General features: G+C 69.4%; 26 protein-coding genes and 1 tRNA gene. 15 read left to right on the top strand and 12 right to left on the bottom strand.

Translation table 11 applies throughout. The annotated features are described in order from the left end of the window. Positions 1-17: 17 nt before the first annotated feature. Positions 18-644, bottom strand: coding sequence for a class I SAM-dependent methyltransferase (locus tag EL338_RS09345; protein WP_126333505.1), 627 nt, complete (start codon positions 642-644; stop codon positions 18-20). Positions 645-691: 47 nt separating this feature from the next. On the opposite strand from EL338_RS09345, the gene EL338_RS09340 reads away from it, so the two are divergent. Further along, a complete protein-coding gene (locus tag EL338_RS09340) occupies positions 692-1264 on the top strand; it encodes a helix-turn-helix domain-containing protein (RefSeq protein ID WP_126333504.1) in 573 nt (190 codons plus the stop codon). Positions 1265-1268: 4 nt separating this feature from the next. On the opposite strand, the gene EL338_RS09335 is transcribed toward EL338_RS09340, so the two are convergent. The 3 genes from EL338_RS09335 to EL338_RS09325 are packed head-to-tail and all read right to left on the bottom strand — an operon-like array spanning position 1269 to position 4209. Beyond that, on the bottom strand, positions 1269-2363 hold the full coding sequence (locus EL338_RS09335) for a bifunctional RNase H/acid phosphatase (protein WP_126333503.1): 1095 nt from the start codon (positions 2361-2363) through the stop codon (positions 1269-1271). Continuing rightward, on the bottom strand, positions 2360-3088 hold the full coding sequence (locus EL338_RS09330) for a zinc ribbon domain-containing protein (RefSeq protein ID WP_126333502.1): 729 nt from the start codon (positions 3086-3088) through the stop codon (positions 2360-2362). Before EL338_RS09330 ends, EL338_RS09335 begins: the two co-directional genes overlap by 4 nt. Further along, positions 3088-4209: a Nif3-like dinuclear metal center hexameric protein gene (locus tag EL338_RS09325; RefSeq protein WP_163792096.1), complete on the bottom strand. Its 1122-nt coding sequence runs from the start codon at positions 4207-4209 to the stop codon at positions 3088-3090. Before EL338_RS09325 ends, EL338_RS09330 begins: the two co-directional genes overlap by 1 nt. A gap of 43 nt (positions 4210-4252) precedes the next feature. On the opposite strand from EL338_RS09325, the gene EL338_RS09320 reads away from it, so the two are divergent. From EL338_RS09320 to EL338_RS09310, 3 genes are read left to right on the top strand one after another with little or no spacing between them, the layout of a single operon-like run. Further along, the gene (locus EL338_RS09320) at positions 4253-4936 is read left to right on the top strand and encodes an HAD-IA family hydrolase (RefSeq protein WP_235666420.1); all 684 of its coding nucleotides are present in this window, start codon (positions 4253-4255) and stop codon (positions 4934-4936) included. Then, positions 4929-5417, top strand: a complete 489-nt coding sequence (locus EL338_RS09315; protein ID WP_126333499.1) for a low molecular weight protein-tyrosine-phosphatase — start codon at positions 4929-4931, stop codon at positions 5415-5417. The genes EL338_RS09320 and EL338_RS09315 overlap by 8 nt, the downstream gene beginning before the upstream one ends. Further along, on the top strand, positions 5414-6235 hold the full coding sequence (locus tag EL338_RS09310; protein ID WP_126333498.1) for an SURF1 family cytochrome oxidase biogenesis protein: 822 nt from the start codon (positions 5414-5416) through the stop codon (positions 6233-6235). The genes EL338_RS09315 and EL338_RS09310 overlap by 4 nt, the downstream gene beginning before the upstream one ends. On the opposite strand, the gene EL338_RS09305 is transcribed toward EL338_RS09310, so the two are convergent. Next, positions 6189-7172: a cobalamin biosynthesis protein gene (locus EL338_RS09305; RefSeq protein ID WP_126333497.1), complete on the bottom strand. Its 984-nt coding sequence runs from the start codon at positions 7170-7172 to the stop codon at positions 6189-6191. The two genes, EL338_RS09310 and EL338_RS09305, sit on opposite strands and share 47 nt — an antisense overlap. 45 nt (positions 7173-7217) lie before the next feature. On the opposite strand from EL338_RS09305, the gene EL338_RS09300 reads away from it, so the two are divergent. From EL338_RS09300 to EL338_RS09285, 4 genes are all read left to right on the top strand, one after another. Beyond that, positions 7218-8030: an oxygenase MpaB family protein gene (locus EL338_RS09300; RefSeq protein ID WP_126336766.1), complete on the top strand. Its 813-nt coding sequence runs from the start codon at positions 7218-7220 to the stop codon at positions 8028-8030. A 168-nt stretch (positions 8031-8198) separates the two neighbouring features. After that, complete coding sequence (locus tag EL338_RS09295; protein WP_126333496.1) at positions 8199-9785, top strand: MFS transporter; 1587 nt, start codon at positions 8199-8201, stop codon at positions 9783-9785. 102 nt (positions 9786-9887) lie between these two features. Further along, positions 9888-10301 (top strand): DUF6319 family protein, encoded by a 414-nt coding sequence (locus EL338_RS09290; RefSeq protein WP_126333495.1) that lies wholly within the window; start codon positions 9888-9890, stop codon positions 10299-10301. A gap of 29 nt (positions 10302-10330) precedes the next feature. Then, on the top strand, positions 10331-10954 hold the full coding sequence (locus tag EL338_RS09285) for an SOUL family heme-binding protein (RefSeq protein ID WP_126333494.1): 624 nt from the start codon (positions 10331-10333) through the stop codon (positions 10952-10954). A gap of 131 nt (positions 10955-11085) precedes the next feature. Here the strand turns inward: EL338_RS09285 and EL338_RS26465 are convergent, their stop codons facing one another. The 6 genes from EL338_RS26465 to EL338_RS09255 form a co-directional block, all read right to left on the bottom strand. Next, a complete protein-coding gene (locus EL338_RS26465) occupies positions 11086-11361 on the bottom strand; it encodes a hypothetical protein (RefSeq protein ID WP_235666419.1) in 276 nt (91 codons plus the stop codon). 483 nt (positions 11362-11844) lie between these two features. Further along, the gene (locus EL338_RS09275) at positions 11845-12576 is read right to left on the bottom strand and encodes a DNA-binding protein (protein WP_179967183.1); all 732 of its coding nucleotides are present in this window, start codon (positions 12574-12576) and stop codon (positions 11845-11847) included. Between the two features lie 264 nt (positions 12577-12840). Further along, positions 12841-12915: transfer RNA gene (locus EL338_RS09270), tRNA-Val, on the bottom strand. 49 nt (positions 12916-12964) lie between these two features. After that, positions 12965-13423, bottom strand: coding sequence for a peroxiredoxin (locus tag EL338_RS09265; RefSeq protein ID WP_126333492.1), 459 nt, complete (start codon positions 13421-13423; stop codon positions 12965-12967). Then, on the bottom strand, positions 13423-13851 hold the full coding sequence (locus EL338_RS09260) for a DUF3052 domain-containing protein (protein ID WP_126333491.1): 429 nt from the start codon (positions 13849-13851) through the stop codon (positions 13423-13425). The genes EL338_RS09265 and EL338_RS09260 overlap by 1 nt, the downstream gene beginning before the upstream one ends. Before the next feature lie 109 nt (positions 13852-13960). After that, complete coding sequence (locus EL338_RS09255) at positions 13961-14518, bottom strand: Rv2240c family protein (protein WP_235666418.1); 558 nt, start codon at positions 14516-14518, stop codon at positions 13961-13963. A gap of 138 nt (positions 14519-14656) precedes the next feature. On the opposite strand from EL338_RS09255, the gene aceE reads away from it, so the two are divergent. From aceE to EL338_RS09220, 7 genes are all read left to right on the top strand, one after another. Continuing rightward, a complete protein-coding gene (gene aceE / locus EL338_RS09250) occupies positions 14657-17446 on the top strand; it encodes a pyruvate dehydrogenase (acetyl-transferring), homodimeric type (protein ID WP_126333490.1) in 2790 nt (929 codons plus the stop codon). Between the two features lie 99 nt (positions 17447-17545). After that, the gene (locus tag EL338_RS09245; protein ID WP_126336764.1) at positions 17546-18787 is read left to right on the top strand and encodes a PucR family transcriptional regulator; all 1242 of its coding nucleotides are present in this window, start codon (positions 17546-17548) and stop codon (positions 18785-18787) included. Between the two features lie 157 nt (positions 18788-18944). After that, entirely contained in the window at positions 18945-19859 is a 915-nt protein-coding gene (locus EL338_RS09240; protein ID WP_163792094.1) for an ACP S-malonyltransferase, read from the top strand. Between the two features lie 92 nt (positions 19860-19951). Next, a complete protein-coding gene (acpM, locus tag EL338_RS09235; RefSeq protein ID WP_003884427.1) occupies positions 19952-20248 on the top strand; it encodes a meromycolate extension acyl carrier protein AcpM in 297 nt (98 codons plus the stop codon). Next, on the top strand, positions 20245-21495 hold the full coding sequence (gene kasA, locus EL338_RS09230) for a 3-oxoacyl-ACP synthase KasA (RefSeq protein ID WP_126333488.1): 1251 nt from the start codon (positions 20245-20247) through the stop codon (positions 21493-21495). The genes acpM and kasA overlap by 4 nt, the downstream gene beginning before the upstream one ends. A gap of 34 nt (positions 21496-21529) precedes the next feature. After that, the gene (kasB, locus tag EL338_RS09225; protein ID WP_126333487.1) at positions 21530-22780 is read left to right on the top strand and encodes a 3-oxoacyl-ACP synthase KasB; all 1251 of its coding nucleotides are present in this window, start codon (positions 21530-21532) and stop codon (positions 22778-22780) included. 24 nt (positions 22781-22804) lie between these two features. Beyond that, positions 22805-24226 carry an acyl-CoA carboxylase subunit beta gene (locus EL338_RS09220; protein ID WP_126333486.1) on the top strand — a complete coding sequence of 474 codons (1422 nt, stop codon included), beginning with the start codon at positions 22805-22807 and terminating at the stop codon, positions 24224-24226. A 62-nt stretch (positions 24227-24288) separates the two neighbouring features. Here the strand turns inward: EL338_RS09220 and EL338_RS09215 are convergent, their stop codons facing one another. Continuing rightward, on the bottom strand, positions 24289-25038 hold the full coding sequence (locus tag EL338_RS09215; protein WP_126333485.1) for an SDR family oxidoreductase: 750 nt from the start codon (positions 25036-25038) through the stop codon (positions 24289-24291). Positions 25039-25103 lie beyond the last annotated feature (65 nt).

The raw sequence follows: 25103 nt of genomic DNA, 5'->3' as shown, positions 1-25103 counted from the left end.
AGGCCAGAAACCCCAGGTCAGCGCCGTCGCAGCAGGATCACGTTGTCCACCAGCGTGCCGAGCTGACCGTCCGGACCGAGCCCCTCGCGCCCCGCCCGTTCGACTCGCTCGCGCTCCCATTCCGCGGGGTCGAGGTCCATCCCGGCGACCACCTCCTCGGCGGTGGCAAAGACGTGGTCGTGGATGTGCTCGGCCCACGGCGGCGCCTCGGCGTGGTCCACGATGAGCAGCCGACCGCCCGGGGCCACGGCCGCCGCGGCCCGGCGCATCACCGCATCGCGGTCCCACTCCGTCGGCGAGTGCAGAAAATGCGCGGTCACCAGGTCGAAGCGGCCACAGGGGAACGTCACCGTCAGGTCGTGGCGCTGGAACTCGACGCGCTCGGCCAGGTCGCCGCCGGCCGCCTCGAGCGCCGCCGCGGCGCGCTGCAGGGCGTTGTTGGCGATATCCACGGCGAGCACACGCCAGCCCCGCTGCGCCAACCAGACCGTGTCACCACCCTCGCCGCAGCCCAGCTCCAGCGCGGCGCCCGGGGGCAGCGTCGAGACCACCTCGACCAGCCGGGCATTCGGCCGTCCGCTCCAGATGCGCTCCGACTCCGCGTAGCGCTCCTCCCACATCTGCTGTGTGTCAGTGTTTTCCATGCCCAAAGCTTGCTCGCACCCGAAGCCACCTGGCAAGCTTTCTTGCCATGACGGCAAAACCCGACGACGTGGACCTGCGCGTGCGGCGCCGGCTACGCGAGCTGCGGACGCAGCAGAAGCTGACGCTCGAGGACGTGGCCTCGCGCGCCCAGATCGACGTCTCGACGCTGAGCCGGCTCGAATCCGGCAAGCGCCGACTGGCGTTGGACCATCTGCCGCGCCTGGCGGCGGCGCTGGCCGTCAGCACCGACGACCTGCTGCGCGAACCCGAGCAGCGCGACCCCCGCGTGCGCGGAACCCCGCAGACCCATGACGGCGTGACGTTCTGGCCGCTGACCCGCCACGGACCGGCGGCCGGCCTGCACGCCTTCAAGATTCGCGTCAGCGCACGGCGCCGGACCCCGCCGGCCGAACTACCGGTGCACGAGGGGCAGGACTGGATGTACGTCCTGTCCGGCCGGATGCGGCTGATCCTCGGCGAGCGGGACTTCACCATCACCGCCGGCGAAGCGGTGGAGTTCAGCACCTGGACGCCGCACTGGTTCGGGGCCGTCGACGGGCCCGTCGAGGCCATCACCATCCTGGGCCCGCACGGCGAACGGATTCACCTGCAGGAGTAGGGCTTTAATGGTACGACGTGTCGTTGACGAGTCGCACCGAGGCCAGCCCATCGGAGTAGAACTCCGCGATCGACAGCGACGCGAGATCCAGGTGCAGGCGGTACAGGATCGTCGGGCCGGCATCCAGCGCCATCCGCAGCAGCGTCTTGATCGGCGTCACGTGCGAGACCACCAGCACCGTGGAATCGCCGTGGTCGGCGATGATCCGGTTGCGGGCCCGCCGCACGCGGGTGTGCACGGTGTCGAAGCTCTCCCCGCCGGGTGGGGTGACGCTGGTGTCGCGCAGCCATTGGCCGTGCAGATCCGGGTTGGCCGCGCTGGCCTCGCCGAACGTCAGCCCCTCCCAGCCGCCGAAGTCGGTCTCGATCAGGTCGTCGTCGACGCTGACCTCCAGCCCGAGCGCCTTGGCGGAGATGGCCGCGGTGTCGTAGGCGCGCTGCAGCGGCGAGGAGATCACCGCCGAAATCCCGCCCTTGGCCGCCAGATAGGCCGCCGCGGCCTCGGCCTGGCGCCGACCCAGCTCGGTCAGTTCGGGGTTACCCCGCCCGGAGTAGCGGCGCTGCACCGAAAGTTCGGTCTGGCCGTGCCGCAACAGCAGCAACCGGGTGGGTGTCCCGCTCGCCCCGGTCCAGCCGGGCGCGGCGGGTTTTTCCGTCGGGGCCGGATTCTGTTTCGGCTCCCCCGGATCCAGAACCTCGGCGGCCGCGTCCATCGCCTCGTTGGCCAGCCGGTCGGCGTGCGAGTTCTGCGCGCGCGGGATCCAGCGGTAGTCGACCCGGTCGAATCGGGCGGCCAGATCCCGGGCCTGGCGGTGCAATTCGGCCAGGCTCGCGTTCTTGACCTTCCACCGGCCGGCCATCTGTTCGATGACGAGCTTGGAGTCCATCGCCACCGAAACCTCGGTGGCGCCGAGGTCGGCGGCCTCGGCGAGCCCGGCGATCAGGCCGCGATACTCGGCGACGTTGTTGGTGGCCACGCCGATGGCGGACTTGCTCTCGGCCAGCACTGTGCCGCGGTCCGCCGAGAACACCACCGCCCCGAAACCGGCCGGTCCCGGATTGCCGCGCGAGCCGCCGTCGGCCTCCAGCAGAACCTTCATACCTTGACCCGCAACAGGATCGCGTTGCACTCGGGGCAGCGCAGCACGTCCTCGTCGGCGGCCGCGGCGATGCGCGACAGTTCGCCGCGGTCGATCTCGATGCGGCAGGCACCACAACGCCGGCCCTGCAGCGCCCCCGCGCCGGTGCCCGACTTGGCGCGCTGTTGCTCGTAGAGCGCCAGCAGTTCCTGATCAACACTGGCGGTCAGCGTTTCGCGGCGCTGAGTGCGCTCGGTGCGGATGTTCTCGATTTCGGCCAGCGCGGCGTCGCGTTCCCGGCCGGCCTCGGCGGCCTCGGCGTCGAGCTTGTCGATACCCGCCGATTCCTCGGCCACCTGGCGTTCGAGTTCCTCGCGCCGCTCCATCACCTCCAGCTGCGAATCCTCCAGGGAGGCCTGCCGGCGCTGCAGCGTTTCCAGTTCGTGCTGCAGTTCGGTGAGTTGCTTGGCCGACGTGCTGGGCGAGGCGAGCAGCTGGCGGTCCCGGTCCTCGCGCTGGCGGACGCCGTCGATCTCGGTTTCCAGCCGGGCCACCTGCGCATCGATGTCCTCGACCGCAATCTGCAGCACCGCCAACCGATCCCGGGCGGCCTGCTGTTGGGCCTGCACCTCTTCGAGGCGCTGCTGCTCGGGCAGATGCCCGGCCCGATGCGCGATGCGGGCCAACTCGGCGTCCAGCTCGGAGATCTCGAGTAACGAACGCTGTTGCCAGAGGTCGGCTTTCATCAGTTCACTCCCAATGTCCAGGGGTCGGTTCGGATGTCGCTGACCCGCACCGGCAGCGCGTCGCCGAAGGCGTCCGCCAGCACGGCGGCGGCCTGCGCGCACCACGGGAATTCGCTGGCCCAGTGCGCGACATCGATGAGCGCCACCTCCGACCGGCGGGTGTGTTCATCGGCGGGGTGGTGCCGCAGATCGGCGGTGAGATAGGCCTGCACCCCGGCCGCGGCGGCCCGGTCCAGCAGCGAGTCCCCCGCCCCGCCGCAGACCGCCACCCGCGTCACCGGCAGATCGGGCGCGCCCGTCGCGCGCACTCCCCACGTCGTCGTCGGCAGGGCCGCACCGACGCGGGCGACGAACTCGCGAAGCGGCATCGGCTGCGGCAGCGACGCGATCCGCCCGATGCCCACGCCGGCCGGCAGCGGCGCCAGCGAGAAGACGTCGAAGGCCGGTTCCTCGTAGGGGTGGGCGTCTCGCAGGGCCGCCAGCACCCGGGCCCGCAGGCCGGCGGGGGCGATCACCTCGATGCGGTCCTCGGGCACCCGTTCGATCGAGCCCACCTCGCCGATGGCCGGCGAGGCGCCGTCCTGCGGCAGGAACTGACCGGTGCCGGTGACGCCCCAGCTGCAGCACGAGTAGTCCCCGATCTGCCCGGCGCCGGCCGCGAACACCGCGGCGCGCACCGCGTCGGCGGACTCGACGGGCACGAAGATCACCCACTTGTCCAGGTCGGTGCCGCCCGGCGCCGGATCCAGGACGTCCTCGACCGTCGCGCCCAAGGCCTCGGCCAGCGCGTCGGACACGCCGGGTGCCGCGGCGTCGGCGTTGGTGTGCGCGGTGAACAGGGCGCGGCCGGTGCGGATCAGCCGGTGCAGCAGCGCGCCCTTGGGGGTGCTGGCGGCCACGGTGTCCACGCCGCGCAGCAGCAGCGGGTGGTGGGCCAGCAGCAGCCCGCGCTCGGGCACCTCGTCGACGACGGCGGCGGTCGCGTCGACCGCGACCGTGACCGAATCGACCGGCTCGTCGGGATCACCGCAGACCAGACCCACCGAGTCCCAGGACTGCGCCAACCGCGGCGGGTAGGCGGCGTCCAGCACCTCGATGACCTCAGCAAGGCGCACACTCACGCCTGCAAACAGTAGTGGTCCGCGCATCGGGGACAATGGCGGCGTGACCGAACTGGCCCCGACAGGGTTATCTGCGCCGCAGGCTGAGCGGCCCGAACTGGTGATCTTCGATCTCGACGGAACCCTCACCGATTCCGCCGAGGGCATCGTCGCGAGCTTCTGCCACGCATTGGAGCAGGTCGACGCGGCGGTGCCGGAGGGTGACCTGGTGAGCAAGATCATCGGTCCGCCGATGCACCACACGCTGGCCGGCCTCGGGCTCGGCGAGCGCACCGACGAGGCGATCGCGGCCTACCGGGCCGACTACGTGGCGCGCGGCTGGGCGATGAACACCCCGTTCGACGGCGTCGAGGAGCTGTTGACCGATCTGCGCGCCGCCGGCGTGCGGCTGGCGGTGGCGACGTCGAAGGCCGAGCCCACCGCGCAGCGCATCCTGGCGCATTTCGGGCTCGCCGAGCACTTCGAGGTCATCGCCGGTGCCAGCCCCGACGGGGTCCGCGCGTTGAAGGCCGACGTGGTGGCCCACGCGCTGGCCCAGCTGCAACCGCTGCCCGACCGGGTGTTGATGGTCGGCGACCGCCTGCACGACGTCGAGGGCGCCGCCGAGCACGGCATCGACACCGTGGTGGTCGCCTGGGGATACGGCCGCCACGACTTCACCCCGGACGAGCCGGCGCCGAGGGTGGTGGACGACGTGTCCGCGCTGCGCGAGGTGCTCGGTGTCTGACCGGCTGCACGTCACGTTCGTCTGTTCGGGGAACATCTGCCGCTCGCCGATGGCGGAGAAGATGTTCGCCCACCAGATCGCCGAACGTGGCCTGGCCGAGCGGGTACGGGTGAGCAGCGCCGGGACCGGCGGCTGGCACGTCGGCGACGGGGCCGACGGGCGGGCCCGGTCGGTGCTCGAGGCGCACGGGTATCCCAGCGGGCACGTCGCCGCCCAGGTGGGCGACGACCACCTGGGCGCCGATCTGGTGGTCGCGCTGGGCCGCAATCACCAGCGGCTGCTGACCCAGCTGGGCGTCGAACCCGAGCGGGTCCGGATGCTGCGCGGGTTCGATCCGCGCTCGCCCCGAAACCCGGAGGACGTCGAGGACCCCTACTACGGCGATCTGAACGACTTCGAGGACGTGTTCACCGTCATCGAGGCCGCCCTGCCCGGCCTGCACGGCTGGGTCGACGAGCAACTCGAAGGCCGCGCGCCGTGAAGTGGCCGACCTGGTTGCGCCCGGGCTGGATCGCGCTGGCGATCGTGGTCCTGGCGTTCGCCTACCTGTGTTTCACCGTCCTGGCCCCCTGGCAGCTCGGCAAGAACACGGAGACCTCGCGGGAGAACAAGCAGATCAGCGAGTCGGTGCAGGCAGATCCGGTGCCGCTGACGGACTTTCTGCCGCACCAGGATTCGGCGGCACCCGACCAGCAGTGGCGGCTGGTCACCGCGACCGGCCACTATCAGGCCGACAAGCAGATCCTGGCCCGGCTGCGGGTCATCGAGGGCGAGGCCGCCTACGAGGTGCTCACACCGTTCGACGTGACCGACGGGCCCACCGTGCTGGTCAACCGCGGCTGGGTGCGTCCCGTGCAGGGCTCCGGGGTGCCGACCATCGAGCCCGCGCCCGCCGGCGAGGTCGCGATCACCGCGCGGCTGCGCGACAGCGAGACCGCCCCGGCCAATCGCGCGCCGCTGAACGAGGGCGGCGTGCAGCAGGTCTACGCCATCGACACCGCGCAGCTGGCCGGACTGTTCGGCGTCCCGCTGACCGGCTCCTACCTGCAGCTGACGGCCGATCAGCCCGGTGCGCTCTCGGTGCGCGCGCTGCCGCACCTGGATGCCGGGCCGTTCCTGTCCTACGGCATCCAGTGGATCGCGTTCGGCATCCTGGCCCCGCTCGGGCTCGGGTACTTCGTCTACAGCGAGGTCAAGGCGCGCCGGCGCGATCGCAGCGCGCGGCCCGCCGACGGCGACCCGGAGCAGCCGGTCACCGTCGAGGACAAGCTCGCCGACCGCTACGGACGACGCCGCTGAGGACGGCCACCGCGGCCGCGGTCAGCGCCGCGGCGCCCTGAACGCAGCGCGACAAGGCCACGCCCCGGCGCAGGTCATCGACGCCGGGCGCCGGCCCGTCGCCCAGGGTGGGGCGCAGCTGCAATTCGTGGCGGTACCGCGTGGGCCCGCCCAGCTGCACCCCGAGCGCGCCGGCGAACGCCGCCTCCACCACCCCCGCGTTGGGGCTCGGGTGCCGACGGGCGTCGCGGCGCCACGCGCGTGCCGCACCGATCGCCGATCCGCCGACCAGCGGCGCGCACAGCACCGTCAGCGCCCCCGCCGCCCGCGCCGGCAGGTAGTTCGCGAGGTCGTCGAGCCGCGCTGCGGCCCAACCGAACTGGGCATACCGCGGGGAACGGTGCCCGACCATCGCATCCAGGGTGTTGGCACCGCGGTAGAGCAGCACGCCCGTCGTTCCCCCGACCGCGGCGCACAGAGCCGGGGCCACCTGCGCGTCGGAGGTGTTCTCGGCGACCGACTCCAATGTGGCCCGGGTCAGGCCGTCGGCGTCGAGGAACTGCGGATCGCGGCCGCACAGCGAAGGCAGCAGGGCGCGGGCACCGTCGACGTCGCCGGCGCCGAGCAGATCGGCCATCGCGGTGCCGGTGCGCGCCAGGGAGGTCCCGCCCAGCGCGACCCATGTCGCCGCCGCCAGCGCGGCCGTCGTCCCCACCGTCCCGAACCGGGCCGCGCCGCGGCCGACCCCGAGCGCGCCCGCGCCCAGCCCGCCGAGCAGGATCGCCACGTGCGCCGCCCCGGCGATCCGGCTGTCGCGGTAGGTCAGCCCTTCCAGGCGCGCGGCGACGGTGCCGAAACCGGCCACCGGGTGGCCGCGGCGCGGGTCGGCGAGCGCCAGGTCCGCGAGATATCCGACGAGAACTCCGGTGGCCCGCGCGCGGGTTCTGGGCGGATTCATCCTCAGCAGCGTCTCATAGGTGGTCTACTCGGTGATATGAGCCCAGTGAAGCGGCCGACACGGGTGGTCGACCTGCTCAACCCGGCAGCCGCACTGCTGCCGGCGGCCAACGTGATCATGCAACTGGCGCTGCCGGGCGTCGGCTACGGCGTGCTGGAGAGCCCGGTCAACAGCGGCAACGTCTACAAGCACCCGTTCAAGCGCGCCCGGACCACCGGCACCTATCTGGCCGTGGCGACCATGGGCACCGCGCAGGACCGCGCGTTGATCCGCGAGGCCGTGGACACCGCGCACGCGCAGGTGCGCTCGGGGAAGTCATCGCCGGTGCGCTACAACGCCTTTGACCCCCGGCTGCAGCTGTGGGTGGCGGCGTGTCTGTACCGCTACTACGTCGACCAGCATGAGTTCCTCTACGGCCCGCTCGACGACGAGGCCGCCGACGCCGTCTATCGGGACGCCCGGCGGCTGGGCACCACGTTGCAGGTGCGCGACGACATGTGGCCCGCGGACCGTCTGGCGTTCGACGAGTACTGGAAGCGCAGCCTCGACGAGCTGAACATCGATCCGCCGGTGCGCGAACATCTGCGCGGGGTGGCCTCGATGGCGTTTCTGCCCTGGCCGGTGCGCGCGACCGCGGGCCGGTTCAATCTCTTTGCGACGACGGGATTTCTGCCGCCCGAGTTCCGCGCCATGATGGCGCTGCCCTGGGGCGGGGCGGCGCAGCGCCGCTTCGAATGGTTGCTCGCCGCGCTGCGGTTGGCCGACCGGCTGATCCCGCATCAGACCTGGCTGCTGGGCTATCAGCTGTACCTGTGGGACATGCGGGCCCGCGCGCGGCGCGGCAAGCGGATCGTTTGAGCCGGCCCCGGCTGAGTAGCGAGCCGAAATTGCGTCGACGGTCGTGATCTCGGCGAGCGCACCACCCTGGGCCCAATCTCGACGCCCGGCGCCGACGCGGGTTGCTGCGCCGTCTCCACCGCCGGCACATCGATACTCTGGTCGGATGCGGCTCTCCGGCGGTGATCCATGACCACGACGGAACGGATGTCGACGTGGGCGCCGCTGCGGTCGAGAATCTTCCGGGCATTGTGGATCGCGCAGTTCGTCTCCTTCCTGGGCACCTGGATGCAGACGGTGGGCGCGCAGTGGATGCTCGTCGACCATCCCCGGGCGGCGGTGCTGGTGCCGCTGGTCCAGACCGCCACCGCGCTGCCGGTGATGCTGCTGGCCCTGCCGTCGGGGGTGCTGGCCGACCTCGTCGACCGCCGGCGCCTGCTGATCGTCATGCAGACCACGATGGCCGCGGCCGTGACTCTGCTGGCCGTCCTGACCGCCGCCGGGTTGACCACTCCGACGGTGCTGTTGCTGCTGCTGTTCGTGATCGGTTGCGGAACAGCGCTGACGGGGCCGGCCTGGCAGGCCATCCAACCGGATCTCGTTCCCCTCCACCAGATTCCGGCGGCGGCCGCGCTCGGCAGCATGAGCTTGAACGCGGCGCGGTCCATCGGGCCGGCGATCGCCGGGGCGCTGGTGTCGCTGTCCGGTCCGACGGTGGTGTTCGCGCTCAACGCCGTATCGTTCGTGGGCGTCGTCGCCGTCTTGATCGCGTGGCGCCCCGCCACCCCTCGGCAGGACTTCCCCGCCGAACGCGCGCTGTCGGCGCTCGGCGCCGGTGCCCGGTTCATCCGCAGCTCACTGATCGTGCGACGGATCCTGCTGCGGACCACACTGTTCATCGCCCCCGCGAGCGCGCTGTGGGGCCTGCTGCCGGTGATCGCCAGTCGTCAACTGGGGCTGGGCTCGTCGGGGTACGGCCTGTTGCTGGGGGCGCTGGGCCTGGGCGCGGTGGTCGGCGCCGTCGGATTGTCGCGATTGCGCTCCCGGTTCGACGAGAACGCGATGTTGGTGGTCGCCGCGGTGGGGTTCGGCGCCACCACGGTGGTGCTGGCGTTGGTCCCCGTCTTCGCCGTGGTGCTGGTGACGCTGGTGGGCGGCGGCGCCGCCTGGTTGCTGTGCCTGGCGACGCTCAACGCCTCGATGCAGCTGAGCCTGCCGGGTTGGGTGCGGGCCCGCGGGCTGTCGGTGTACCTGATGATCTTCATGGGCGGCCAGGCGCTGGGTTCGTTGCTGTGGGGGCTGCTCGCCGGTGCGACGTCCAGCGTCACCAGCCTGCTGGTCAGCGCGGCGCTGCTGGGGTTCTGCGCGCTGTCGTCGCTGTGGTGGCCGCTGCACGCCAAGACCGGCAACATCGACCTCACGCCGTCGACGCATTGGCCGGAGCCGACGTTGGTGTTCGAACCCGAACCGCTGGACGGTCCGGTGCTGGTGATGACGGAGTACCGGGTCGGGGTCGAGGACGAGGACGAGTTCGTGGCGGCGATGACCGTCATGGGCCGGTCCCGCAGACGCACCGGCGCCGCGCGGTGGCGGCTCTACCGCAGCGTGGAGCGCGAGCACACGTTCGTCGAGACGTTCGTGGTGCGGTCCTGGGGCGAGCATCTGCATCAGCACCACCGGCGGCTCACCGGGCAGGATCTGGTGATCGAGCAAACCGTCGAACGCTGGGTGGACGGGGTGTCGCACCATCTGATCGCGGTGCGCAAGCTGCGCTGACGTGGCCGACACCGCCCGCCCTGACGGACACGGCGTCGAACGTGTGTTCTAATGGGCGCGCAATGTCAGCCCACTCCACGTTCACGAGGAGACGCCGCAACGATGACTGTAGACACCCTGGTGGCCGAAGCGCCGTACACCGACGACACCGCGCCGTGGGACACCCCGGCGCCCGAGGCCGTCGCCCCTGCGGTTCCCGCTGAGGAGAAGCCCAAGAAGGCCCCGGCCAAGCGCGCGGGCGGCCGGAAGGCCAAGACGCTCGAGTTGACCGTGACCGTCACCGGCACCGCCGACGGCGAATGGCGCGCGGACCTCAAGCAGGGCAGCACCTACATCGCCCGCAACGTCACGGTCGCGGCCGCCGCCGTGTCGCGGGCGGCCAAGGAACTGCACGAGGACCTGTCCACCCCGATCGACGCAGTCATCGAGGAGGCCCGCGCCCAGCAGGCCGCCCGGGTCTCCGAGTTGGAAGCCGAATTGGAGGCCGCGCGCCAGGCACTGGCCAACCTGGACTAGGAGCCCGCCGCAGTGGGTATTACCCGGCGATGATCACTCGCATCGTTTCCGGGATCGTCCAACTGGCCGGGGGCCTCGGCGGCATCGTGGGCATCCGCGTCGGCACCGAGGAGCCGATGTACCTGTCCGAACCGCTGTCCGGCGGCGTGGAGATCCGCCGCTACGGCCCGCGGATCGCCGCGGAGACCACCGTGCTCGAGGACGACGAGCAGGCGCGCAACACCGGCTTTCGTCGGCTGGCGGGCTACATCTTCGGCGGCAACAGCCGACAGACCTCGATCGCCATGACCGCACCGGTGGCCCAGTCCAGCGAGAAGATCGCGATGACGGCGCCGGTCGCACAGAGCCGCGACCCGCAGGGCGGCTCGGTGATCCGCTTCTACATGCCGGCCAAGTGGTCCCTGGCGACGCTGCCCTCCCCCAACGACAGCCATGTGCGCCTGGTCGAGGTGCCGGCCGAGACGTTCGCGGTGTTGCGGTTCACCGGCGACCGTAGCCCGGCCGCGGTGCAGCGTCGCACCGAAGAGCTATTGAAGACCTTGGCGGACAACGGGATCAAGTCCGACGGCGAGGCGCTGTCGTGGTTCTACGATCCGCCGTGGACCATTCCGTTCCGGCGGCGCAACGAGGTCGCGGTGCCGATCGCCGAGTAGCGCACGTAATCCCGCCGCGGTGCCAGTCCGCCAACGTGGTGCCCTCGTCCGCCGTCACACCTCGCTGCGACACTCAGAGCATGAGCACCCGGAACAGATAGGGCCTGAGGAGCTTCCAGCTTCCCACTCGGTCAGTCGCCCACCAAAATCCGCAGCGCCGCGCGACCTCGGCGAGCAGTAGCTCCGGTGGCGATCCACGACGGGTGATCCTGGTCGGCCAGCGCCGCCCACAGGGCCCGGATGCGTTTGGCATCGCTGCCGATCATGCGCGCACGGTCGGCAACCGGGTCAGTCGCCGCGCATGCCAGCACCGCGGCGTCGTCCAGGTGACGCCCGCGGTCCCGCGAATCCTCCGTGTACGCCGCACCTTTGAGCACCAGCGCCCCAAGGACGTCAGGGACGCTCAACGTCACAAGGTCTGTGCCAATGGTGACCTCACAGTTCACCGTCTTACGCAACGCCGAAGTTCCTCCAGGAACTTCGAAAACCTTTCGCCGAAGCACCTTAGGACGCCATCTCGGAGGCAAATGGTCGGCGACCATCACATCCACCACCTCCGAGTCGCGACGGCCGCGGACGAATCGATGCACCGGTCCATCTCCGACGGGTTCCCGCAATGCGTACCCGAGACGTTCCAACTCGTGTCGCACTCCGCTGAAGGTCGCTGCGCCGGTCTCGATGTGCAGGATCATGTCCACGTCGCGGGTGGGGCGGGTGAGTCGCAGTCCCGCGTACGCAGCGTGCAACTGCACCATCAGCCCACCTACCCAACGTCCACTGAGTGTGCGGTACCACCTGCACGATCTCGACGAGTTGCGGCCACGGTGGTGTCCAACCTCCGGGTGGCGCACCGACCACCCACACCTGGCGTTCGCCGTCCGGAGCGGAGCTCATCGGGTCCGCCGCGGCTCCACCTGTACGTTGACGCCACGGTTCAACATACCGTCGCCTGACCGGAACTCGGCAAGCAGAGCTTCGAGCACCCGCTCCCCCGCGGCGGATTCCCGGGTATCCAATGATTCCGACAGATCGACGGCGATGGCCGCGAGGAGCGGACGGTCAACGGCGTAGCCCGCGTCGTCAGGCACAACACGCACGACCACATCGCCCGCGATGTCCTCGAACAGTCCGAAATTGGTCACGAGATCACCGAATCCACTGTCCAGCACGTAACCATCAGACCCTCGATCCACCGGAGGCAAACCGAACAGCACGGCCACCTCCGGGTCACGCAGCGCGCTGACACCAGTGGGCAACAACCCAGCATCCTTGCCCCACCCCTGCATTTGGTGCACGGTCGCGCGTTGGCGAGCCAGCCACACCACTTCGCGGTGGTTGAGGCCGCGCAGACGGTGCCGCAGCCGTGATAGCGCCGAGGCGCCGAGCCAGTCCACCCGCTGCCCCGACAGCAATGCGAGCGCAGCCCACGCTGTCGGCGCCGACCACGGCCGGCCGTTGTGCCGGACCCGGCCCGCCAGCCGGTGCACCGACGCCGCGTCGAGCAACAGGGTTCGGCCGACGACGCGACTGATCGTCAATACGCCCGAGCGCGCGAGACGCGTCACCTGGCGCTGCGACACCGCCAGCTGCTCAGCGGCGTCCGCCGCCGTCATCTCCGCCATGCACATATGGTCCCCCATCAGACCCATTAGCGCAATATCCACTGCTCAGTGCGATAAAAGTGCAAGGTCTTCGTGTGTCGACTGGGTGACCGTCGACAAGCACCCCGGTGTAGGGCATCCCTGCCCGCACTACACACCTCCTGGTGTCACCCAGACCCGCGCATGGCTCTCGCCGCGTCATGCGCAGGATCCGTCGAGAAGCCATGCAGCTTGGTGAGTTTCGGGTCAAAGATGAGAAAAGCTCTGACCCGGAAGCCGAAATTCTGGTGGGCGCGATAGGGATCGAACCTACGACCGCTGGTGTGTAAAACCAGAGCTCTACCGCTGAGCTACACGCCCGTGCCGTGGCAGGCTACCGAAAACCACGGCGGAGAATCCAATTCACCGGCTAGTTCAGCGCCGCCAACGCCGAGGTCCAGACCGCCTGGTCGCGCGCCTGGCCGGGCGCCTTGCACTCGGCGAACTGGATCACCCCGGCCTTGTCCACGAGGAACGTGCCGCGGTTGGACACCCCGGCCTCCTCGTTGAACACGCCGTAGGCCTGGGCGACCCCGCCGTGCGGCCAGAAGTCCGACAGCACCGGGAACAGGTAGCCGCTCTGCAGCGCCCAGATCTTGTGGGTGGGCGGCGGGCCGACGGAGATGGCCAGTGTGGCGGTCTCCTCGTTCTCGTAGCGCGGCAGGTTGTCGCGGATCTCGTCGAGTTCACCCTGACAGATCCCGGTGAACGCGAGCGGGAAGAACACCAGCAGCACGTTCTGGGAGTCCCGGAAGTCCGACAGCGAAACCGGTTGCCCGTCCTGGTCTTTCAGCGTGAAGTCCGGGGCCTTGTCACCGGGGGCCAACATCAACTGTGCCGCCCGGCAGCCTTGGACTTCGGCTGCACCAACCGACTGGCGCTCCAGTCACCGAGGTTGGCCGACGACGTCTGCATGAGCCCGGCGGTGGGCGCCGACTCGGCGATCTCCGCGGGCAGGACGTGGCCGGGTTTGCCGGTCTTGGGGGTCAGGACCCAGATCACCCCGTCCTCCGAGAGGGGGGTGATGGCGTCCATCAACGCGTCCACCAGATCACCGTCGTCGTCGCGCCACCACAGCAGCACCACGTCGATGACCTCGTCGGCGTCCTCGTCGAGCAGTTCCGAACCGCAGGCCTCTTCGACGTCGGCACGGATGTCGTCGTCCGTGTCCTCGTCCCAGCCCAGTTCCTGCACAACCTGATCTTTTTGGATGCCCAGCTTTTGGGCGTAGTTCGAGGCGCCGTCCGCCGCGACCACCGTTTACCTCCTCAGCACCGCACGTGGATTAATGACCGAATTGACCAATCGTCGCACAGTGGCCTCGACCGCTGCTGCGCAACGCGGCGGACCGCTCGAAATGGCACAGTCAGTACGCCGTGTCACACAGGTTCAAAGCATCGGTCCGAGTGGTGTTCACCCGGTCGATCGCGGTGTTGAACTCCGAGGGTGACGGCCCGCCGCCCAGCACGTCGCCGGCGGCGCGGGAGGCGTCCACCCAGGCGGTCAGCGCGTCGCGCAACGGGACGGGCAGCGTGTCGTTGATCTCCGCCGACACCCGCCCCGCGCTGCTGTTCAGGGCCTCGCGGGCGGGTTGGATGGTCGCGGCCACATCGCCGCCGGAGTTCACCGCCTCGACGTAGGCGTTGACCGTCTTGACGGCGTCGGCGCTGCTGGTGCTCAGCGTCTCGCACACCGTGCGCACGGCCTGCGTGGTCATCGAGGCCTGCCGCTGGGACTCGCGCACGCTGGAGGTGACCGCGGACGCGGAGACCGATGCGGACACCGAGGCGCGGTAGTCGGGGACGTCGGCGCGGTCGACCGAAGGGTCCCCGGTGACGATCGACGTGCAGCCGGCCACGCCGAGCACCGCGATCGCGGCGAGTCCGGCGGCCAGCGGCAGCGCACGCCTGTATCCGCTCAGCACAGCCGGTGACGTTACCGGCTGTGCGGCCTCGCGTGGCGCAGTGGTGGAGACGGGTCCCCCTGCGGCGAGGGACACAAAGGGGGCAGGATGGTGAGCGGACACGGGAAATCCCCGCGTCACCAATCAAGGAGTATTGCGTTGACGACCGAGTTCGTGCGCCAAGACCTGGCCCAAAACTCCGGCACCGCAGGTGAACCCGATCGCGTTCGAGTCATCCGGGAGGGTGTGGCGTCCTACCTGCCCGACATCGATCCCGACGAGACGGGTGAGTGGCTGGAATCGTTCGATGACATGTTGTCGCGGTCCGGTCCGGCCCGCGCCCGCTACCTGATGCTGCGCCTGCTCGAGCGCGCCGGCGAGCAGCGTGTCTCCATCCCCGCGCTGACCTCGACCGATTACGTCAACACCATCCCGACCGAGCTGGAACCGTGGTTCCCCGGCGACGAGGACGTCGAGCGGCGCTACCGGGCCTGGATCCGCTGGAACGCCGCGATCATGGTGCATCGCGCGCAGCGCCCGGGCGTCGGCGTCGGCGGCCACATCTCCACCTACGCCTCGTCGGCCGCGCTGTACGAGGTCGGCTTCAACCACTTCTTCCGCGGCAAGTCGCATCCCGGCGGCGGGGATCAGATCTTCATCCAGGGCCACGCCTCCCCCGGCATCTACGCCCGCGCCTTCCTCGAGGGCCGGCTGACCGCCGACCAGCTCGACGGCTTCCGTCAGGAGCACAGCCACCCCGGCGGCGGCATCCCGTCCTACCCGCACCCGCGGCTGATGCCGGACTTCTGGCAGTTCCCCACGGTGTCGATGGGGCTGGGCCCCATGAACGCCATCTACCAGGCCCGGTTCAACCACTACCTCGACGACCGCGGTATCAAGGACACCTCCGACCAGCACGTGTGGGCCTTCCTCGGCGACGGCGAGATGGACGAGCCGGAGAGCCGCGGGCTGTGCCACGTGGCCGCGCTGGAGGGCCTGGACAACCTGACCTTCGTGGTCAACTGCAACCTGCAGCGCCTCGACGGTCCGGTGCGCGGCAACGGCAAGATCATCCAGGAGCTGGAGTCGTTCTTCCGCGGTGCCGGCTGGAACGTCATCAAGGTGGTCTGGGGCCGCGAGTGGGACGCGCTGCTGCACGCCGACCGCGACGGCGCCCTGGTCAACCTGATGAACTCCACGCCCGACGGCGACTACCAGACCTACAAGGCCAACGACGGCGGCTACGTCCGCGACCACTTCTTCGGCCGCGACCCGCGCACCAAGGCGCTCGTCGAGCACATGAGCGACCAGCAGATCTGGAACCTCAAGCGCGGTGGGCACGACTACCGCAAGGTCTACGCCGCCTACCGCGCCGCCCTCGAGCACAAGGGCCAGCCGACGGTGATCCTGGCCAAGACCATCAAGGGCTACACGCTGGGCAAGCACTTCGAGGGCCGCAACGCCACGCACCAGATGAAGAAGCTCGCGCTGCAGGACCTCAAGGACTTCCGCGACACCCAGCGCATCCCGATCACCGACGAGCAACTCGAGCAGGATCCCTATCTGCCGCCGTACTACCACCCCGGCCCGGAGGCCCCGGAGATCCGCTATCTGCTGGATCGTCGTCGGGCCCTCGGCGGGTTCCTGCCGGAGCGCCGCGTCAAGAGCCGGCCGTTGACGCTGCCGGGCCGCGACGCCTACAAGGTGCTGAAGAAGGGCTCCGGTCAACAGGAGGTCGCCACCACGATGGCGACGGTGCGGACGTTCAAGGAGTTGTTGCGGGACAAGAACATCGGCCCGCGGTTGGTGCCGATCATTCCCGACGAGGCCCGCACGTTCGGGATGGACTCCTGGTTCCCCAGCCTGAAGATCTACAACCGCAACGGGCAGCTGTACACCTCGGTCGACGCGCAGTTGATGCTGGCCTACAAGGAGAGCGAGGTCGGCCAGATCCTGCACGAGGGCATCAACGAGGCGGGGTCCACGGCGTCGTTCACCGCGGTGGGCACGTCGTACTCGACGCACAACGAGCCGATGATCCCGATCTACATCTTCTATTCGATGTTCGGTTTCCAGCGCACCGGCGACGGCTTCTGGGCCGCCGCGGATCAGATGGCCCGCGGCTTCGTGCTGGGCGCCACGGCGGGGCGCACCACGTTGACCGGCGAGGGGCTGCAGCACGCCGACGGGCACTCGCTGCTGCTGGCGTCGACCAACCCGGCGGTGGTGGCCTACGACCCGGCGTTCGCCTACGAGATCGCCCACATCGTGGAGAGCGGTCTGCAGCGGATGTACGGCGAGGACCCGGAGAACGTCTACTTCTACATGACGATCTACAACGAGCCCTATGTGCAGCCCGCCGAGCCGGAGGGCTTCGACCCCGAGGGCTTGCTGCGCGGCATCTACCGCTACCGCGCGGCCACCGAGAAGCGCACCAGCACCGCGCAGATCCTGGCGTCGGGGGTGGCCATGCCCGAGGCGTTGCGCGCGGCCGACCTGCTGGCCGCGGACTGGGACGTGGCCGCCGATGTGTGGTCGGTGACCAGCTGGGGTGAGCTCAACCGCGACGGTGTCGAGTTGCAGAAGCGGCAGCTGCGCCACCCGGGCAGCGACGCCGGCGAGGCGTATGTCACCAAGGCGCTCAAGGACACCCGCGGCCCCGCGGTGGCAGTGTCGGACTGGATGCGCGCGGTGCCCGAGCAGATCCGGCCGTGGGTGCCCAACACCTACGTCACGCTGGGCACCGACGGTTTCGGTTTCTCCGACACCCGCCCGGCCGCGCGGCGCTACTTCAACACCGACGCCGAGTCCGTCGTCGTCGCGGTGCTGGGGGCGCTGGCCCGGGACGGCGAGATCGATCCCTCGGTGGCCGTGGCGGCCGCGCAGCAGTACAAGATCGACGACGTGTTCGCCGCCGGTGTCTCGTTCAAGGACACCGGCAGCGCCTGACGGCGGCGATTTGGAGCTTCCACCAGAAAAACGGCGTAGGTTTTAGGGGTGCCCGACAAACCGCTGGAGCCCTTCACGTCGCGGTCGCCGAACGAGCTCATGGCGAACGTGCCCGATTCGCTGCGTCGACGGCTCAAGCAGTACTCGGGCCGGTTGGCGACGGAGGCCGCGGCGGCCATGCAGGAGCGGTTGCCGTTCTTCGCCGAACTCGAGGCCTCCCAGCGCGCCAGCGTGCAGTTGGTCCTGCAGACCGCGGTGGTGAACTTCGCCGAGTGGCTGCACGACCCGGACAGCGATGTGGGCTACACAGCCGAGGCGTTCGCGCTGGTCCCGCAGGAGCTCACGCGGCACATCGCGCTGCGGCAGACCGTGGACATGGTGCGGGTGTCGATGGAGTTCTTCGAGGTGGTGGTGCCGTCGCTGGCGCGCAACGAGGAGCAGCGGATCGCGTTGACGGTCGGCATCCTGCGCTACAGCCGCAACCTGGCGTTCGCGGCGGCCAAGGCCTACGCCGACGCCGCCGAGGCGCGCGGGGCCTGGGACAGCCGGATGGAGGCCAGCGTGGTCGACGCCGTGGTGCGCGGCGAGGCCGGCCAGGAACTGCTGTCGCGCGCGGCCGCGCTGAACTGGGACACCAACGCCCCGGCCACGGTGGTGGTGGGCACGCCGCCGGCCGACCGGGTCGAATTGGCCAGCCAGGACATCCGGGAGGCCGCGGGCCGGCACGGCCGGGCGGCGCTGACCGACGTGCACGGCACGTGGCTGGTGGCGATCGTGTCCGGGCCGTTGTCCCCCACCGACAAGTTCCTCACCGAACTGCTGACCGCGTTCTCGGCCGGACCGGTGGTGGTCGGCCCGACCGCGCCGTCGTTGACTGCGGCGTATCACAGTGCCAGCGAGGCGATTTCGGGGATGAACGCGGTGACCGGCTGGGGGGCGGCGCCGCGGCCGGTGTCGGCCCGCGAACTACTGCCCGAACGCGCGCTGATGGGCGATCAGGCGGCGATCGCCACCTTGCATTCCGATGTGATGCGGCCGCTGGCGGACGCCGGCCCCGCCCTCACCGAGACCCTCGACGCTTATCTGGATTCGGGCGGCGCCATCGAAGCTTGCGCACGCAAGTTGTTCGTTCATCCAAACACCGTCCGCTACCGTCTCAAGCGCATCGCCGACTTCACCGGCCGTGACCCCACCGCCCCGCGCGACGCCTACATATTGCGCGTGGCGGCGACTGTGGGCCGGCTCACCGCGCAACCACAGCCGCCTCGCGCAGGAAAGAGCTCGGTGAACCATCACACCGCGGTGGCGATGGACGCCTTCGGCGGCGGCCGGCCCAGGTAAGGATTCTGTAACAGGTCGCGACCCGATCTCGATGACGTCGCATCACGTGCCGTTTTGTAGGCTCTCCACAAAAACATAAGACAAGGTTCATAATGTCTTACACCCCGCAAATGAGGCTTCACAGTGTTCTCTTAATCATGTGCCTGAAACGACACCTGTGATTGCGCTGCTCGCTCCCGGGCAGGGTTCCCAGACCCCGGGGATGCTGACCCCGTGGCTGGAACTGCCGGGCGCCGCCGACCAGCTGGCCGGCTGGTCCGAGATCAGCGGCCTCGACCTGGCCCGCCTCGGCACCACCGCGACCGCCGAGGAGATCACCGACACCGCGGTCACCCAGCCCCTGGTGGTCGCGACCACGCTGCTCGCGCATCAGGAACTGACCCGCCGCGGCCTGCTGTCCTCGGCGGAACTGGTCGTCGCCGGCCACTCCGTCGGCGAGATCGCCGCCTACGCGATCGCCGGCGTCATCAGCGCCGACGACGCCGTGAAGCTGGCCGCCACCCGCGGCGCGGAGATGGCCAAGGCCTGCAACAACGAGCCCACCGGCATGTCCGCGGTGCTCGGTGGCGACGAGGCCGAGGTGCTCGCGGCCCTGCAGGACCTCGAACTGGTCCCCGCCAACCGCAACGCCGCCGGCCAGATCGTCGCCGCCGGCCGCCTCGAGGCGCTCGCCAAGCTCGCCGAGAACCCGCCGGCCAAGGCGCGGGTGCGCCAGCTGGCCACCGCCGGCGCGTTCCACACGCACTTCATGGCCTCGGCCACCGACGGCTACTCGGCCGCCGCGGCCGGCGTCGAGAGCACCGAACCGCGCTCCGGGGTCACCCTGCTGAGCAACGCCGACGGCGCACCCGTCGCCTCCGCCGCTGACGCGATGACCAAGCTCGTCGCGCAGCTCACCAACCCGGTCCGCTGGGACCTGTGCACCAAGACCATGGGTGCACGTGAACTCGCCGCCGTCGTCGAGTTCCCGCCGGCCGGAACCTTGGTCGGCATCGCCAAGCGCGAGCTTCGGGGAACCCCGACGCATGCCGTCAAGACTCCCGCGGACCTGGACGGTCTGCCCGCTCTCTAGGGCGAACTGTCCACCAGCACAACCACATACGCACCAACCCCGTAGCGCATCCGTTGTCGGGACATCAAGAAAAATATGAAGGGAGCCACACTGTGGCCGCCAGCCAAGAAGAAATCATCGCCGGTCTCGCCGAGATCATCGAAGAGGTCACCGGCATCGAGCCGTCCGAGGTCACCCCGGAGAAGTCCTTCGTCGACGACCTGGACATCGACTCGCTGTCGATGGTGGAGATCGCGGTGCAGACCGAGGACAAGTACGGCGTGAAGATCCCGGACGAGGACCTCGCGGGCCTGCGCACCGTCGGTGACGTCGTGTCCTACATCCAGAAGCTCGAGGAAGAGAACCCCGAGGCCGCCGCCGCCCTGCGCGAGAAGTTTGGCTCGGAATGACCAGACCTTCCACTGCTAACGGAGGTTTCCCGAACGTCGTGGTGACCGCCGTCGAGGCCACCACGGCGCTCGCAGCGGACATCGAGAGCACGTGGAAGGGCCTGCTGGCCGGCGAAAGCGGAATCCGCGTCCTCGAGGACGACTTCGTCACCAAGTGGGACCTGCCGGTGCGCATCGGCGGTCATCTCGTCGATTCGGTCGACGACCACATGACCCGTCTGGACCTGCGACGCATGTCGTACGTCCAGCGGATGTCGAAGCTGGTCTCCGCCCGGCTCTGGGAAAACGCGGGCAAGCCTGAGGTGGACCCGGACCGCTTCAGCGTGGTCATCGGCACCGGTCTCGGTGGCGGCGAGAAGATCGTCGAGACCTACGACCTGATGAACGAGGGCGGCCCCCGCAAGGTGTCGCCGCTGGCCGTTCAGATGATCATGCCGAACGGTGCCGCCGCGGTCGCCGGCCTGGAGCTCGGTGCCCGCGCCGGGGTCATCACCCCGGTGTCGGCCTGTTCGTCGGGCTCGGAGGCCATCGCCCACGCATGGCGTCAGATCGTCATGGGTGACGCGGACTTCGCCGTCTGCGGCGGCGTGGAAGGCGGCATCGAGGCACTGCCCATCGCGGCGTTCTCGATGATGCGCGCCATGTCCACCCGCAACGAGGATCCGGCCGGGGCCTCGCGTCCGTTCGACAAGGACCGCGACGGCTTCGTGTTCGGTGAAGCGGGCGCCATGATGATCATCGAGACCGAGGAACACGCGAAGGCCCGCGGCGCCAAGCCGCTGGCCCGGTTGATGGGGGCCGGCATCACGTCGGACGCCTACCACATGGTGGCGCCGTCGCCGGACGGTCTGCGGGCCGGCCGGGCGATGACCCGATCGATGGAGCTGGCGGGCCTGTCCGCCAAGGACATCGACCACATCAACGCACACGGCACCGCCACCCCGATCGGTGATACCGCCGAGGCCAACGCAATCCGGGTCGCCGGGTGCGAGAACGCCGCGGTCTACGCGCCCAAGTCGGCGCTGGGTCACTCGATCGGCGCCGTCGGTGCGCTGGAGTCGGTGCTGACGGTACTGGCACTGCGGGATGGGGTCATCCCGCCCACGCTGAACTACGAGACCCCGGACCCGGAGATCAATCTCGACGTGGTCGCGGGTGAACCGCGGTACGGCGACTACCAGTACGCCATCAACAACTCCTTCGGATTCGGCGGGCACAACGTGGCGCTCGCCTTCGGCAAGTACTGAGTCGGGATCACCAGAAGGGACATACGCAGGAGCAATGGGAGTTACTACTGGAAACGGTCTCCCGGATGTAGTTGTCACCGGCGTCGCCATGACGACGGCCTTGGCAACCGACGCGGAGTCGACATGGAAGGCACTTCTCGACGGTCAGAGCGGGATCCGCAAGCTCGAGGATCCGTTCATCGAGGAGTACGACCTACCGGTGCGTATCGGGGGGCACCTGCTCGAGGATTTCGACGGCGAACTGAACAAAGTCGAACTCCGACGTATGTCCTACCTGCAGAAGATGGCCACGGTGCTGGGCCGGCGTGTGTGGGAACACGCCGGCTCACCCGAGGTCGACACCGACCGTTTGATGGTGTCCATCGGCACCGGCCTGGGCTCGGCCGAGGAACTGGTCTTCGCCTATGACGGGATGCGGGCGCGCGGCCTGCGGGCGGTGTCCCCGCTCGTCGTCCAGATGTTCATGCCCAACGGCGCGGCCGCCGTCGTCGGCCTCGAGCGCGGCGCCAAAGCCGGTGTGAACACCGCGATCTCGGCGTGTGCATCCGGCTCGGAAGCCATCGCCAATGCCTGGCGCAACATCGTCTACGGCGAGGCCGACATGGCCATCTGCGGTGGCGTCGAGACGAAGATCGAAGCGGTGCCCATCGCCGGGTTCGCCCAGATGCGCATCGTGTTGTCCAACACCAACGACGACCCGCCGGGCGCGTGTCGGCCGTTCGACAAGGACCGCAACGGTTTCGTCTTCGGCGAGGGCGGTGCCCTGCTGGTCATCGAGACCGAGGAGCACGCCAAGGCCCGCGGCGCCAACATCCTGGCCCGCATCATGGGCGCGTCGGTCACCTCCGACGGTTTCCACATGGTGGCCCCGGACCCCAACGGCGCGCGCGCCGGTCACGCGATTTCACGGGCCGTCGAACTCGCGGGTCTGCAGCCCACCGACATCGATCACATCAACGCCCACGCCACCGGCACCAATGTCGGTGATGTCGCCGAAGGTAAGGCGATCAACAACGCGATGGGCAGCCACCGACCCGCGGTCTACGCGCCCAAGTCGGCACTGGGGCACTCGGTCGGCGCCGTCGGCGCCGTCGAGTCGATCCTCACAGTGCTGGCGCTGCGTGACGGGGTCGTCCCGCCCACCCTCAACCTGAAGAATCTCGATCCCGAGATCGATCTGGATGTGGTGGCGGACCAGCCGCGGACCGGCGATTACCGGTACGCGGTGAACAACTCATTCGGATTCGGCGGGCACAACGTCGCACTCGCCTTCGGCAAGTACTAGAGCCATAACGGCTTAGGAGAATAGATGACGACCATGGCCCCCGACGCGGTAAACGAGTCGCTGGATCCCCGCGATCCGCTGCTGCGACTGTCCACCTTCTTCGACGACGGCAGCGTCGAGCTGCTGCACGAAAGGGACCGCTCGGGTGTGCTTGCCGCGGCGGGCAACGTCAACGGTGTGCGGACCGTCGCGTTCTGCACCGACGGCACCGTGATGGGCGGGGCGATGGGCGTCGACGGATGCCGCCACATCGTCAACGCCTACGACGTCGCCATCGCCGAGCAGAGCCCCATCGTGGGTATCTGGCACTCCGGCGGCGCGCGGCTGGCCGAGGGCGTCAAGGCGCTGCACGCGGTGGGCCTGGTCTTCGAGGCGATGATCCGCGCCTCCGGTTACATCCCGCAGATCTCGGTCGTCGTCGGCTTCGCGGCCGGCGGCGCGGCCTACGGCCCGGCGCTGACCGACGTCATCGTGATGGCCCCGGAGAGCAAGGTCTTCGTGACCGGCCCCGACGTGGTCCGCAGCGTCACCGGCGAGGACGTCGACATGGTCTCCCTCGGTGGCCCTGAGGCGCACCACAAGAAGTCCGGCGTCTGCCACATCGTCGCCGACGACGAGCTCGACGCCTACGAGCGCGGCCGCCGGCTGGTCGGATTGTTCTGCCAGCAGGGCCATTTCGACCGCAGCAAGGCCGAGGCCGGCGACACCGACCTCAAGGCGCTGCTGCCGGAGTCCGCGCGCCGCGCCTACGACGTGCACCCGCTGATCGACGCGCTGCTCGACGAGGGTGTGCCCTTCGAGGAGTTCCAGTCCAAGTGGGCCCCGTCGATCGTGGTGGGCCTGGGTCGGCTGGCCGGGCGCTCCGTCGGCGTGATCGCCAACAACCCGCTGCGCCTCGGTGGTTGCCTGAATTCCGAAAGTGCCGAGAAGTCGGCGCGTTTCGTGCGGCTGTGCGACGCGTTCGGCATCCCGCTGGTGGTCGTCGTGGACGTGCCCGGTTACCTGCCCGGGGTGGATCAAGAATGGGGCGGCGTCGTGCGTCGCGGCGCGAAGCTGCTGCACGCCTTCGGCGAGTCCTCGGTCCCCCGCGTCACGCTGGTCACCCGCAAGATCTACGGCGGCGCCTACATCGCGATGAACTCGCGGTCGCTGAACGCCACCAAGGTGTTCGCCTGGCCCGACGCCGAGGTCGCCGTGATGGGCGCCAAGGCCGCGGTCGGCATCCTGCACAAGAAGAAGCTGGCCGCCGCGCCCGAGCACGAGCGCGAGGCGCTGCACGAGGAACTGGCCATCGAGCACGAGCGGATCGCCGGCGGCGTGGACAGCGCCATCGAGATCGGCGTCGTCGACGCCAAGATCGATCCCGCGCAGACCCGCAGCGTGCTGACCCAGGCGCTGGCCGAGGCGCCCGCGCGCCGCGGCCGGCACAAGAACATCCCCCTGTGAGCTAGCGATTTCGGTGCGCCCGGTTGCGGTGGCCGCAACTGCGCGCACCGAAATCACCGGGCTCAGCGGGTGGTGTAGCCGCCGTTGGCGAAGATGGTCTGCCCGTTGATCCAGTGGCCGTCGCCGGCGAGGAACACCACCAGCGGCGCGATGTCCTCGATCTTCGTCAGCCGGTTCCCCATCGCCTGCGACTTGTGGAACTCGACGCGCTCCGGGGTCTCCTGCGGATAGAAGAACGGCGTGTCCATCGGGCCCGGCGCCACGTTGTTGACGTTGATGCCGCGGACACCGAACTCCTTGGACGCCGCGCGCACGAAATGCTCGACGGGGCTCTTGGAGCCGCCGTAGGTCGAGTAGCCGTCGGTGTAGGCCGCCAGCAGCGCCGTCACGATCGTGGTGATCGACCCGCCGTCGTTTAGCCGCCGGCCCGCCTCCTGCAGGAAGAAGTACGCCGCCTTGGCGTTGATGTCGAACATCGAATCATATTCGGCCTCAGTGGTTTCCAGGATTGGCTTGCGCAGCACCTTGCCCACCGTGTTGATCGCGATGTCCACGCCGTCGAAGGCGCCGGCCGCGGCGTTGAACAGCGCGGTCACCGTCGCGGGCTTCGTCAGATCACCCTGGAACATGATCGCCTTGGCGCCGGCGGCCTCGACGGCGGCGACGGTGCGCTCGGCCTCGGGTGCGGTGGCGTCGCTGTTGTAGTGCACGGCGACGTTGACGCCCTGCTGGGCCAGGGTGGTGCTGATCAGACCGCCGAGGTTCTTCGCACCCGCGGCGACCACTGCTGACTTTCCGGTGAGTTTGCTCATTGCCCCGACGCTAGACCCGCGATGCACAAATAGAAAACAGATCTATCGGAGCTTTCCACAAGTAT

Source organism: Mycolicibacterium chitae, from assembly GCF_900637205.1.
Lineage (GTDB): Bacteria > Actinomycetota > Actinomycetes > Mycobacteriales > Mycobacteriaceae > Mycobacterium > Mycobacterium chitae.
The sequence above is the reverse complement of the archived record's forward strand: the minus strand, read 5'-3'. Positions and strand labels throughout refer to the sequence as shown.